General features: G+C 42.6%; 15 protein-coding genes. 10 read left to right on the top strand and 5 right to left on the bottom strand.

The annotated features are described in order from the left end of the window. Positions 1 to 35: 35 nt before the first annotated feature. The 4 genes from BMX95_RS14315 to BMX95_RS14300 are packed head-to-tail and all read left to right on the top strand — an operon-like array spanning position 36 to position 6,292. On the top strand, positions 36 to 1,601 hold the full coding sequence (locus BMX95_RS14315) for a SusD/RagB family nutrient-binding outer membrane lipoprotein (protein WP_081203603.1): 1,566 nt from the start codon (positions 36 to 38) through the stop codon (positions 1,599 to 1,601). 42 nt (positions 1,602 to 1,643) lie between these two features. Next, a complete protein-coding gene (locus tag BMX95_RS14310; RefSeq protein WP_081203134.1) occupies positions 1,644 to 3,224 on the top strand; it encodes a DUF5689 domain-containing protein in 1,581 nt (526 codons plus the stop codon). Positions 3,225 to 3,247: 23 nt separating this feature from the next. After that, entirely contained in the window at positions 3,248 to 4,063 is an 816-nt protein-coding gene (locus BMX95_RS14305; protein WP_081203133.1) for an endonuclease/exonuclease/phosphatase family protein, read from the top strand. A gap of 12 nt (positions 4,064 to 4,075) precedes the next feature. Next, positions 4,076 to 6,292, top strand: a complete 2,217-nt coding sequence (locus BMX95_RS14300; protein WP_081203132.1) for an alpha-N-acetylglucosaminidase — start codon at positions 4,076 to 4,078, stop codon at positions 6,290 to 6,292. Between the two features lie 70 nt (positions 6,293 to 6,362). Here BMX95_RS14300 and BMX95_RS14295 read toward each other — a convergent pair whose 3' ends face one another. Further along, complete coding sequence (locus BMX95_RS14295) at positions 6,363 to 6,680, bottom strand: peptidyl-tRNA hydrolase (RefSeq protein WP_081203131.1); 318 nt, start codon at positions 6,678 to 6,680, stop codon at positions 6,363 to 6,365. A 327-nt stretch (positions 6,681 to 7,007) separates the two neighbouring features. On the opposite strand from BMX95_RS14295, the gene BMX95_RS14290 reads away from it, so the two are divergent. The 6 genes from BMX95_RS14290 (at position 7,008) to BMX95_RS34505 (ending at position 10,233) form a co-directional block, all read left to right on the top strand. Next, complete coding sequence (locus tag BMX95_RS14290) at positions 7,008 to 7,568, top strand: hypothetical protein (RefSeq protein ID WP_133054021.1); 561 nt, start codon at positions 7,008 to 7,010, stop codon at positions 7,566 to 7,568. Positions 7,569 to 7,676: 108 nt separating this feature from the next. Beyond that, positions 7,677 to 8,102, top strand: coding sequence for a tetratricopeptide repeat protein (locus tag BMX95_RS14285; RefSeq protein ID WP_081203129.1), 426 nt, complete (start codon positions 7,677 to 7,679; stop codon positions 8,100 to 8,102). A gap of 167 nt (positions 8,103 to 8,269) precedes the next feature. Next, entirely contained in the window at positions 8,270 to 8,815 is a 546-nt protein-coding gene (locus BMX95_RS14280; protein WP_081203128.1) for an RNA polymerase sigma factor, read from the top strand. Continuing rightward, positions 8,796 to 9,065 carry a hypothetical protein gene (locus BMX95_RS14275; protein ID WP_133054020.1) on the top strand — a complete coding sequence of 90 codons (270 nt, stop codon included), beginning with the start codon at positions 8,796 to 8,798 and terminating at the stop codon, positions 9,063 to 9,065. The genes BMX95_RS14280 and BMX95_RS14275 overlap by 20 nt, the downstream gene beginning before the upstream one ends. A 101-nt stretch (positions 9,066 to 9,166) precedes the next feature. After that, complete coding sequence (locus BMX95_RS14270) at positions 9,167 to 9,859, top strand: ATP-dependent Clp protease proteolytic subunit (RefSeq protein ID WP_081203126.1); 693 nt, start codon at positions 9,167 to 9,169, stop codon at positions 9,857 to 9,859. Positions 9,860 to 9,990: 131 nt separating this feature from the next. Continuing rightward, positions 9,991 to 10,233: a hypothetical protein gene (locus BMX95_RS34505; RefSeq protein WP_133054019.1), complete on the top strand. Its 243-nt coding sequence runs from the start codon at positions 9,991 to 9,993 to the stop codon at positions 10,231 to 10,233. 472 nt (positions 10,234 to 10,705) lie between these two features. Here the strand turns inward: BMX95_RS34505 and BMX95_RS35675 are convergent, their stop codons facing one another. From BMX95_RS35675 to BMX95_RS14245, 4 genes are all read right to left on the bottom strand, one after another. Then, positions 10,706 to 10,810, bottom strand: coding sequence for a hypothetical protein (locus BMX95_RS35675; RefSeq protein ID WP_280517377.1), 105 nt, complete (start codon positions 10,808 to 10,810; stop codon positions 10,706 to 10,708). After that, entirely contained in the window at positions 10,761 to 11,084 is a 324-nt protein-coding gene (locus tag BMX95_RS14260) for an arsenic resistance protein (protein WP_280517380.1), read from the bottom strand. Before BMX95_RS14260 ends, BMX95_RS35675 begins: the two co-directional genes overlap by 50 nt. Before the next feature lie 55 nt (positions 11,085 to 11,139). Beyond that, entirely contained in the window at positions 11,140 to 11,769 is a 630-nt protein-coding gene (arsM, locus tag BMX95_RS14255) for an arsenite methyltransferase (RefSeq protein WP_394335002.1), read from the bottom strand. A 263-nt stretch (positions 11,770 to 12,032) separates the two neighbouring features. After that, positions 12,033 to 12,971, bottom strand: a complete 939-nt coding sequence (locus tag BMX95_RS14245) for an alpha/beta hydrolase (protein WP_242673215.1) — start codon at positions 12,969 to 12,971, stop codon at positions 12,033 to 12,035. Between the last annotated feature and the right edge of the window lies 1 nt (position 12,972).

The raw sequence follows: 12,972 nt of genomic DNA, 5'->3' as shown, positions 1-12,972 counted from the left end.
TGAAAAAGCTGACGTCATTTAATAAAATAAAACAGATGAAACGCATTATAGTGTTTTTATCCATTGGGCTGGCAGCGTTAAGCTTTAGCGCTTGTGATAAAGATTATGAAAAAACGAATACTGACCCTATCGGTATCATAAGAACGTCTCCTGATAAATTATTGTCTCCTGCATTGGTAAATGTATTGGCAGCCAATATGGGCCGTAACCGAAGTTTCAATAATGAATTAATGCAGGTGACGGTTACACAAAGTGAAGATGAGTTTGCGATATTCAGGTACGATTTCCGCCCCAGCGTGGCTGATGCAACCTGGAATGCCTGGTATTCGGAATTGACCAATATCAGGGACATTTTTTCAATAGCAAGTATGCCTGCATATCAAAACGATTCTTACAAAGGGATCTCTTTAGTGCTGGAGGCATGGGTATTTCAATTGCTTACAGACACCTATGGGGATGTACCTTATAAAGATGCAAATAAGGGAATGGAGGGGTTGGTGGAACCAGCTTTTGATAAACAAAAAGACATTTACCTGGGGTTATTGGAAAAACTGGAGCAGGCAAATACTTTGTTATCAACTGGTACACCTATTGTGGCAACCAGCGATCCTTTATACCACGGAGATACTAACCTTTGGCGTAAATTGTCTAATAGCCTGCGTCTGCGGCTGCTGTTGCGGATCTCGGGAAAATCCGAAGTAGCTGCTGAGGTAATCGAAAAGATCAGGCAGATAGCAGAAACCCCGGCTGAGTTTCCGGTCTTCTCCTCCAATGAGGAATCTGCTGTGTTTAAATGGAATGGTACCATCGTAACTACAGACCCATTGACCAACCCGTTTGTTACTTCGTTACGTGAGCTTGATTTTGTTATTCCTTCGCTTTGTAATTTTTTCATTGTGAGATTGCATAGCTGGAACGATCCGCGGCTCGACATAACCACCACTTATGGTAACGGTACCCGTAACAGTTTAGGCATTGCCCAGGGACCTGCCGGATTTGCCGGTATTGAAAGCGGTTATGCCCCCGGCGGTGGTGGGGAAACCAAGCAGTCTTATTTTTATTCTTACAGCAACTCTGATTTTTCCATTCAGAAAAATCCATTGGCGGGTGGCACGATCATGAGCTATGCCGAATTGCAATTCATATTGGCTGAAGCAGCCGCAAAAGGCTGGATAACTACGGGAACGGCAGAAAGCTATTATTACAAAGGAATAGCCGCAGGCATCAACTTTTGGGTACCCAAATTTCCCACGGATATAACCAATCCGGCATTTACCGCTTACATAGCAGGCGCACAGGGCACCGAATGGAATAATACGCTTCCTTTGGATCAGGCAACGGGCGATAGTAAAATGGAACGGATCCATTTGCAAAAATATTATAGTCTTTTCCTCAATGATTTCCAGCAATGGTTCGAGTACAGGCGTACAGGCCACCCGGTATTGCCTAAGGGAGCCGGCTTAAAAAACGGTGGAATAATGCCTGCCCGCATGAATTACCCGGTCTATGTACAAACAACCAATCCTACTAATTACGGCAAAGCAATAATAAACATGGGTGGCGATGCCATTAACACCCAGGTATGGTGGCAAAAACCCTGATGATTAAAATAGCCGTTTGAATAAAAATATTAAAAAGAACTTATGAATAAATTTATCCAACATAGCATACTGCTTGTAATGGTGGTGATGGTATTGGGAGGATGTGATAAAACCGGAAACTTTCCCGGCGCGGATGTCAGCCCTTACATTGCCATTTTCGACCTGCGGAACCTATACAAAGGCAATGATCTTACATTAAGTGCCGGATCCATGGGAGGCTATACCGGGATCTCCGGTACGGTAGTTTCTGACCATAGAGGTAAAAACCTGAAATCCGGCCTGTTAATGGTGCAGGATAAATTGCGTTTAAACGAATTGCGTGGCATTGCTATCGATATCGGCGAGGATGCTGCGCAATATATTCCTGGTGATTCTGTTACCGTAAACCTGTCGGGTGGGGTTATGAAGCGCGTTGATGGATTGTTACAGGTTTCGGGTGTAAACCCCTCTGCCGTAGTAAAAGTCGCTTCAGGCGTTGCAATACCCGTTAACAGGGTACCCAGCACCTATATTCTTGCCAATCCTGATGAGTATGAAAGCACGGAAATTGTGATCGTAAAAGGAAGTTTCGATCCTGCACCGGTGGCGGGTGAAACCTATAGCGGGGATAAAGTCGTGAACGACGGATTTGATAACATACCCTTCAAAACCTTGTCAACCGCAACCTTTGCCAATGACCCTTTGCCAGGTCTGGCCAATTTCTTTGGGGTGATCGATTACTCCGCTGATAACGCTGGCAACTATACGCCACATTTTCGTATTCGCAATGCCAGTGATATCAGAACATTAAGTTCCACCGTTACGCAGATACCCGTTGTCATTACCGGTTTCATGGCCGATGTGGAAGGCACGCCAGACCCTAATGGCGAGTATATTCAGTTCCTGGCTACCAGGGATATCGATTTTTCCCAGACGCCGTATTGCGTAGTAATACATAATACCAATTCAGGATATCAGCCCACAGGTGTTCCTGTTAATGGCTGGGCAATGGGCGGAAGCCGTTCCTATAAATTTAATCTTGCCAGCGGTACTGTTAACAAAGGCCAGTATTTTTATGTAGGCAATTCCGTAAAATTGATCAATGGCGTTGGCTCTACAAGCATAGCGAATGCAAAATGGATCGTATCAAGAAATACGCAAACCACACCGGGCGATGGGCTGGGCAATGCCAATCCAGACTTGTTGCTCAATGGCGTTAGTTTATATACTGACGGTATTGCCGTTTTTCAGGGTACAACAATTGATAAAAACTCCATTCCACTGGATGTGATCATTACCGGTTACAATGGCGCCATCCTGAATATTGCACAAGGGGCGGGTTTGCGCATAGGTAATACCGACTGGTATGATGTGGTGAATCCCGTTACGCTGGAAGAACAACCATTTTACAAACAGGGATCCAATACCATTTGCCTGCTGCGTCCTTCGCCTGCTAACGTAGGGTGGTTTTATAAACTCGGCGGCATCTATAATGCAAGGCTGGGGCGTTGGGTAAAGTCAAGATCACAGGGAACAGTAGATCTGGAAAAAACGTCTACGCTGGATGATCTGGAAAAAGAAGGGCCGGTGATTATTACGGGCGGTGGAACTGAAGTGCGCAAGCCAACGCAGGTTATTAATTAATGAAGGAACAACAATAAAAAATAATGGTTAACATACGATACATACTGTCAGGCGTTTTGCTTTTACCACTTTTCTCCTGTCAACAAAAAATGGCCGTGCAAACTACGGCTGCAAATAAAACTGATCTGCAGGAACTCCGGGTGCTGTCCTATAATATTCATCATGCCAATCCGCCTGGCAAACCAGGATTGATAGATATAGCTGCTATAGCGCGGGTGATCAATGAGGCCAGGCCTGATATTGTGGCATTACAGGAGGTAGATAAGAATACAACGCGGAGCGGGCAAATTGATGAAGCAAAATTAATTGCAGAAAAAACAGGTATGCACTACCAGTTTTACAAAGCCATCGATCACGAGGGTGGTGACTATGGATTAGCCATACTTAGCCGCTTTGAATTGGAAGCGCCTCAATTGACCCATCTTCCACAAGAAACAAAAGCGGAAAACCGCATACTAGCCTCCACGGTATTGAACATAAATGGACAAAAAATTATAATTGGCAATACGCATTTAGACGCTACCCGAGGCCAGGAGAACCGGATTGTGCAAATGAAGGAAATCCTGAAAATATTTTCATTGGAAAAAATGCCGGTTATTCTATGTGGTGACTTAAACAGTGTAGCAGGATCGGAACCGATTAATTTACTGGATTCCCTGTTTAAACGAACCTGCCTGATCGATTGTCCTGGTACGATACCGGTGGAGAAACCCTTTCGTACAATAGATTATATTGCTGTCAGGAACACCTGGCCATTATTGTCGTACGAAGTAATTCCCGAAACCTACGCTTCGGACCACAGGCCAGTCCTTGCGGTATTTAAAACCGGTAAACTATAAAATGCATTCCCTATGCAATTGAAGTGTATTGTGTTGACTATTGCGTTTGTGGCTTCCTTCACCGCCCATGCAGCGGATGCAATGACCGGCAAAGATACCGTAGCGCGTGCCGCATATAGTCTTATAAGAAGGATATTGCCTGAAAGGTTGCACAACAGCTTTGAGGTAAAGATCATACAATCAGCCAATGGCCGGGATGTTTTTGAATTGTATTCAGGACATAAAAAAATAGTGCTGGCTGGGTCCAATGGAGTAGGGGTTGCCAGTGCCCTGAATTATTACCTTAAAAATTATGCACATTGTGATATTAGCTGGAATGGTACCAATCTTGCTATTCCTGACCCGTTGCCCTCCGTTGCGGTTAAGGTCAGACGCACAACACCCTATTCATACCGTTACTATCTTAATTACTGTACTTTCAATTATACCATGAGTTGGTGGAATTGGGACCGGTGGGAAAAAGAAATTGATTGGATGGCTTTGAATGGAATCAACATGCCATTGGCGTTAACGGGGCAGAACATAGTTTGGTACAGGGTATATAAACAACTGGGATTTACGGACAATGAACTGGACAATTTTTTCAGTGGCCCTGCCTATTTTAACTGGTTCTGGATGGGGAATCTGGATGGTTGGGGCGGTCCTTTACCAATGTCGTGGATGCAACAGCATGAAGCGCTGCAAAAAAAGATCCTGGAAAGACAACGAAGCTTGGGAATGACGCCGGTATTACCAGCTTTTACCGGACATGTTCCACCTGCATTCAAAAAGAAATTTCCTAATGCCCTGCTCAAACAAACCAACTGGTCAGGTTTTCCGGCTGTGTCTATTCTTGATCCGGAGGATTCCCTTTTTATTGAAATAGGCAAACTATTTATCCGGGAACAAACAGAAGTTTACGGAACCGATCATTTATATTCTTCAGATACGTTTAACGAAAACAAACCGCCCACCAACGATAGCACTTATTTGTGCAGGATCAGCCATCAGGTATATCAGGCGATGGCTGCCGGGGACCCTGAAGCAAAATGGATCATGCAGGGGTGGTTGTTTCATTTCCAGTCAAACTTTTGGAAACCTGCTCAAATAAAGGCATTATTGAATGCAGTACCTGATGATAAAATGATCATTTTGGACTTATGGAGTGAGAATAACCCCGTGTGGAATAAAACAGAAGCGTATTACGGCAAACCCTGGATTTGGTGTATGCTCCATAATTTCGGGGGCAATATCAGTATGTATGGGCGGATGGATGAAGTGGCAGGTAAACCTGCCTCGCTACTGGGTCAGCCACAAACAGGTAAGTTGAGCGGAATTGGACTTACTCCCGAGGCTATTGAGCAGAATCCCGTAATGTATGCCCTGATGCTTGAAAACACCTGGCGCAATAAGCCGATTGATGTAACGGCCTGGCTTAAAGCCTACGTATTGCGAAGATATGGAGCTTACAACACCGATGCAGAAAAGGCATGGATGATCCTGAAGAACACCGTCTACAATGCCGGTGTGTCAAATGGAGGCCCGGAGAGCATTATAACCGGCAGGCCAACATTTGCCGCAAAAACGGTTTGTACAAATCCCGTAAAGGGATACCGCCCGGGGGATATTTTACCTGCCTGGGACCTGATGGTTCAGGCCTCCGATAAATTAAAGACCAGTGAAGGATTTCGTTATGACCTCGTTGACCTGACCAGGCAGGTGCTGGCCAATTATGCGGATACGCTTCAGCGGGATTTTTCAAAAAAATACCAGGAAAAAGACAAAGCACAGTTCACCGTGTTGTTCAATCAATTTTTAGGTGTGATCAATGATTTGGATACTTTATTAGCCACCCAAAAAGACTTTCTGCTGGGCCGTTGGTTGAATGATGCGGTAAGATGGGGTGCTGCCGGACAAGAAAAAAAACTATATGAGAAGAATGCACGCGACCTGATTACTTTATGGGGAGACCAGGATAGCAGACTGCATGATTATGCCTGCAAACAATGGTCGGGCATGTTGAAAGGCTTTTACCTGCCGCGCTGGCAACAGTTTTTTACATCGGCTATCGAAGCCCTGGAAAGTAATTGCCCTTTTGATCAAAAAGCATTTGAAGCGAAAATGAAAGCCTGGGAATGGCAATGGGTTAATAAGCAGGATACATATAGTGAAGTTCCTGTTGGCGATCCTATAGCGGTAGCAAAACGTTTGCATGGGAAATATTTAGCCTGCATGAATAAGTACCGATAAGATACCAGTCAGGTTTAACTATAAATACAGACGAAAATTGTTGAAGCCCGGATTACCGGGCTTCTTGCTGTTACTGCTCTACGTTAGGTGTCCACATTCTAAAATATTTAAATTGTTTGGAGTATTCATCTCTTGGACAAAATACTATACACACTTCTTCATTATTCAATGCACTTTCTGTCAGTATCAGGCTTTTGGGTTCTGTTTTTGAATTTTCAAACTCGATATCATTTACTTTACACACCACTTTTTTAAATATTGAGTTGATCCATGTTTCCATATCACTATCTTTTTCAAACTTTTTGTAACAAGCTAAGGAGGCGTGTGCAGCAATTACAGGGACTAATTTATTTGGAACATTCTCTTTTATTAAGATATACATTTTCATAGTAAATGAATTATTTAGTAAGATATTCATTTCAATATATTTCCCCAAATCCCAGGGCTCAAACCGTAAACCCTAACAATGGTTTATTAACGAATGGTTATTCCAGGTTCCATATCACTGTCTTTTTTAAAAAAAACAAATTTCGTTAAACTTCAAAAAGTCCCTGACGGTTACAGAACATAAATGGTTATGCGCTTACGTGTTAGTGTCCGTTAGCTTCAATGAGTAAATTTTATTAATTGATTTGCATATGTAATTTTCACTACATACATTCGTGCCTGCTAATCACACCACTGAATTTTATAGATATTCAGAAAAACAATGGAAATGAAGGAAAATGTTTCGGAGAAGTACAGAAAGTACTTACTGAAAATTGCATATGATAATCAATACTATTATACTGTAGCTGGAGCGGATTTGCAAGATGAAGAAAAAGATAAACTGTTGATCAATTCAAATAAACAGCTGGTTCTTTTTTCTGACGTTGCAAGTCTGTTACAGGCAATAAAAAAAGGTGAATACTATTTTGACAGGGATAATCTTCAAAAATGGGAGAAAGAGTTTTCTTCATCTGAGGAACCTTATGCTGAAGTGGACCTTGATATAGTAGGAAGAACAGAGATTGATTTTACTGATTCAGATGAGTTAATATCGATTCACCTTACTTTAGGCATTTTAACCGATTATGCAATCCAGATAGACGATAAATTGATGATAGCACGTCTTTACGAAAGTGTGATCGAGGAATTCAAAGATAGTGTAATGGATTATGCAATATGGAAGATTACAGAAGATTTAATTATAACATTTGACCGAAATTTATTTTTAAGTACTTTAAACGATCTTTATTTTTCATTAAAGAAAGGAATGATATTGGTGGTACATTAGCGTTCTTCCTGAAATGGCGCAAGCATCCGTTTGCCGACATTGTAACAAAATCTGTGTAAACATAAAGAATCGGAGTTCGTAAGTTCTAAGACATTAAGAAAATAAATAATGAAAGGGAATAGCATTTATTTAAAAGCGAAGGTGGTACATGAAAAAATGTATGAATTGTCTGGTCAAATAAAAGAGGAGGAAAAGGAAATTATTTATAACGAATATTTTACTTTGATTAAAAAAGCAGCGCATTTGGGTCATCCTGACGCCCAATATGATTTGGCGCAACAGTATGAAACAATGAACTATTTAAGTGTAGAAAACCCAAAGTATAATCCAGCTAAATGTATTTTTTGGTATACAAGGGCTTGTGCACAAAATCATGCTGCGGCTTTTAATAATCTTGCGGCGTTTTACGAATCAGGAATAGGCTGTGAAAAAGATTTAGAAAAAGCGCTAATGTTATATAAGAAGTCAGCCGATTTGGGTGATTCGCTTGGAAAGGAAAATTATAAGATTATGGAACAACAATTGCGATCATAGAGAATTGAAAGCGAAAAAAACTAAAAAGCCGCAGTAATCGCTGCGGCTTTTAGTTTTGGCAATCCTGGCAACCACAGGTGTTTTATTTTATGGCCGGTGAAAATAAATTTGTACATTTTGGGTGATATTTGTGCTAAAATCGCCACTTATTAGTAAAGCGTTCGTTTATGATGCAAGAGCTGATAATAGAAGACAGGGCCGCAGACAGGAAGATGCTATTTATGCACCTGTACCAGGAGGCGTTTCCGCTGGTGGCCAGATATGTGCGCGACAAAGGTGGTTCATTCGAAGAAGCCAAAGACATTTTTCAGGATGCGCTGGTGATCTATTATGAAAAACTGGTTACATCCAATGTAGAACTAACCTACAGCGAACGTTCCTATCTTCTTGGTATTGCCAAACACCTGTGGGCAAAGAAAAATAAAGAACACTACAACCATATAACGCTGGATGATTCGCTGACCGGGATAGCCATGGAAGACCCCGGCACTACAGCATCTGATAAACTGCTCAACCTGTTACACCACTCGGGCCAGCGTTGTATGGAATTGCTGCGGGCTTTTTATTACGATAAATTACCCATGACTAAAATCTCAAAGCTGTTTGGTTTCAGCAGCGAGCGCTCGGCCACCGTTCAAAAATACAAGTGCCTTGAAAAAGTGAGAGATCTTGTAAAAGAAAAATCGTTGAGCTATGAGGACTTCCTTGCATAACATACAACAGATAGAGGATTATCTTTTAAAATACGCCGGCGAGGCCGACCAGCATCTGTTTGAAGCGCGGTTGCTTTTACAACCCGCCTTGCACGAACAACTCTTGTGGCAGCAAAAAACCTACGCCATCATTCGCCAGTACAGCCGCCGCCAGTTAAAAACCGAAATAGAATCGGTACACCAGCACCTGTTCAATGAAATAGAGCATATCACCTTTCGCAGGAAAATAATGGCACTTTTCAGGAAATAAGCAATGGGCAACAGGCAGTAGCGCATAAATGCTGAAGATCGCCTTCAGCCTGACATTCTGTGTTCCCAATCCTAATTTTTTACTAAAACAAACTTGATACTATGACCAGTATTCAACAGGATTTTCGTGCCTATGCAGTACACCATCATCGCATTGGCAGCCAGCATGTGGATGGCTTTATTGCCCGGGTAGAAGACCGCTTTATGCCCATGGCCATGACGCCTTATATTACAGAAGAACGGCAATTGAATGTGGCGCAGATGGATGTGTTCTCGCGCCTGATGATGGATCGCATTATTTTTTTAGGAGATGCCGTTGACGATAGAATTGCCAATATCATTCAGGCGCAACTGTTATTCCTGCAATCAGCGGATGCCAAACGCGACATCCAGTTATACATTAACTCACCTGGCGGGTCCGTGCATGCAGGGCTGGGCATTTATGATACCATGCAATACATTACGCCCGAAGTGGCCACCATTTGCACGGGCACTGCTTTATCTATGAGCGCTGTATTGTTATGCGCCGGCGCCGCTGGTAAACGCTCCGCGCTGAGCCATGCCCGCGTAATGATCCATCAAGCCCGGGGTGGCATTCAGGGCGTTACTGCCGATATAGAGATCACCGTGCAGGAGATCAAAAAATTGCAACACGAATTGTATTCGATTATTGCCAAACACAGCGGGCAGGATTATCAAAAAGTGCACGAAGCATCTGACCGCGATCACTGGATGAAAGCCCATGAAGCCAAAACATTTGGCATGATCGATGAAGTGTTGGGCGATAGAGCTTAGTAGAAGGGAGATAAAATGGTTTTTCGACTCGCAAAGCGAGTGGTTTGATACCTAATGTTTTGCGGGTCTTTTTTTTGTTACGACCGGATATTTGTTAACTTTAATTAATCGAAATTAAAGCACGTTATCACATGAAACAAGTAGTAACGAAGGTTGCCGGTTGGAAAATCAACAAGCAGCATTCCTCTTCCTCAATGCGCGGTAATTGCCACGCTTTGGTGGTAGATTACTGTTCCTTCATAAATTATAGCTGCCATCAATTCAATGGCTATTTCCATCGACCGGATGCCTACCCGCTTGAATTTTATGAAAGCGATCATATTTCAGCAGAAAGCTTCCTTAGTTCAACAACTACCTGCAATATTTCAGGTTGAGATGCCAATATTCTATCTGAACGATCCCATAATTCAGGTTGTAGCTGCAATAAATGATTTTAGTGCCTCCTGCGCTCATTTTTTGACCACTTATTCCTATTGTTTCATAGAATAAATTAGTTGATGCTTCAATGAGCTGGTTAACAGTCGACATAAATTGGTTGATAGTCGCCATAAATTGCATGATAGCCTCCATAAATTGCATGACAGCCTTCATAAATTGAATGACAGCTTTTTAAAACTTATTATAACTTTCAACAAATCCATTGCCAGTCTTATATAACTTATTATGACTTGCGCATAATTTATTATGGGTCCGCAATAAGCCATTGGAGCTTTCGAACAACTTATTGTAATGTTTCAATGTCTCATTGGCATTATCCAATAAGCGATTACGTGACTTCATGAGCTAAAGCTGTCATTCAATGAGCTGATGTCGTCAAAAAATAAGTCAATGTAGATTTTCGTAATTTTAAACACCTTTACGCAAGCTCTCTGAACGATCAGTTTTCCCTTTAAGCTGAACATTAACCATGGCAATACAACGGGCAAAACCGATCAGGATCAGCCCCACCATATATTCTGGATAACCATGCAGGAATAAAAATGTCCTTCAGTTTTTCAAACCTTACTTTGGCGAATAGGGGATACATCATAAGTATTAATCCAATTGCCAAAGGAATGTTTGTAGTGCCAGATGAAAATGAATTAATAAAATTGGATGAGTTAGGATAGAAGTATCCAATCCCAACTCCCACAATCATTGCTAAAAATATCCATACAGTTAAGTACCGGTCCAAAATACCTAACCGTTTTCTTTCTTTTGCTGGCACGCAATTATTTGCTGACATAAATAGCTTTTTGTAATTAGGTTATGGGCGTAATTCTTTTTTCAGGAGTAGTTTATTAATTACAGCAATCTGGGCCACAGCAGGACTTCGTTTCTATTGGTTTTTCAGCATACACAGTAATACTCCTAATTCCAGTTCCTGATTGTTTGAAAGCTGTCAATTGTTCAGGTGAAAGATATTGCGATAATATATCGTCGGGAAGAGTGATGGGTTTGTCTTTCTGAATTGTAATGTGATCAAATCCGTTCGATGCTATCAATTCCAGGTAGACCTGCTTTTGAATGGCTCCGGAAACACATCCGGCATACATTTCTGCAGCTTCTTTTATTTCCTTGGGCAAATCACCTTCTAATACAATATCAGAAATAGAAAAATGACCACCCGGTTTCAATACTCTGAGGATTTCTTTAATAACACCGTCTTTATTCGGTACCAGGTTTAACACACAATTACTTACTATTACATCGGCTATGTTAGCAGTTACAGGCATTTTTTCTATATCGCCTTGTCTGAATTCAACATTATGGAAGCCCAATTTTTCGGCATTCTCCCTGTCTTTAGCAATCATGGCAGGGGTAAAATCGATACCGATAACTTTACCTGTTTCACCGGTTTCATGCCTGGCAATGAAGGCGTCATTACCAGCTCCGCTTCCCAGATCGATGACTACATCGCCTTTTTTAATCTTTGCAATGCTGAATTATTGCTATGCGAGCCGGATGCGCCAGGGCTTTCATCATTAGAGCCAGCTTGTTCTGTTTATCTGTAAATATCTCTGTTTTTGTCAGTCCCATGTCTATCGCGATCTTACGATTGAATTTCAGTTCACCAAATTTTATTTTTAAAGCCCCGGGTGTAGGCCCCAAAAAAGAAACAAGACAAGAGGAAGGGTTCCGTCTTGTCCTGTCTGTGTCAGGGTCTGAACCCTTTTTTTCTCCGCTGATAAAATTAAGCCAGTCCGAGCTTAGGTTTTACCCATTCAACAAATCGGGAAATAGAATCGTCTGATTCGGGTGCGCGGCCAGCAGCCATTTGGAAAGTATGTTGCATGCCGGGAAAGATATCAATGCTCACATCAACGCCGGCTTTCCTGGCACGCTCTGCCAACCTGAGGCTGTCATCCAACAGCACTTCATCCCCGCCCACGTGCATATAAACCGGTGGAAGGCTTTTCAGGTCAGCATACAGCGGATTCGCATAGGGATCGCGGGGATTGCCGTTTTCTCCGAGAAACATATCTGCTAAAGATTTTACCCATTCCCGGTTAAGAAGAAGATCCTTGCCGTTATTGGATTCCATCGACATTCCGGTAGCCTCCATGTCGAACCATGCAGAAATAGGCATCGTTGCGGCTGGCATAGGCAGGCCCTTGTCGCGGGCAAGCAATAAGGTAGTTATTGAAAGTCCGCCTCCGGCCGAATCTCCTGTAAAGGCTATATGGTTTGACTGGATTCCCTGGTCAAGCAGCCACCGATAGGCGGCCAGTGTATCGTTGACCTGGGCCGGATGGACGTGTTCAGGGGAGCGGCGATAATGCAAAATTAAAGCCCGGCAACCGATAGCTTTGGCAAAGTGTGCGAAAAGCTTTCTATGCGTATACATCGAACCGCTGAAAAAACCTCCGCCATGAAGGCACAGGATCACACGATCTTCGATACATCCTTTCGGAACCGCCCACATTGCCGGCACCCCACCTGCATTCGTTTCGATGTAGTCCACAACGCCCGGCTCTGCAGTAAGACTTGCCCAGTTTTCACCAAAGTCACGCGCCGCGTCCAGTGACTCATGTTTAGTTGATGCAGCAACGATCTTAATCCACCAATTGCCCACCTCTTCCACTTGTTTGCTTGGTTTACCAGGCACTTTTTGCTCCATTTTAGTTGTCATA

Source organism: Niastella yeongjuensis (genome assembly GCF_900110245.1).
Lineage (GTDB): Bacteria > Bacteroidota > Bacteroidia > Chitinophagales > Chitinophagaceae > Niastella > Niastella yeongjuensis.
Note: the sequence above shows the minus strand (reverse complement) of the source record. Positions and strands in the feature narration are given on the sequence as shown.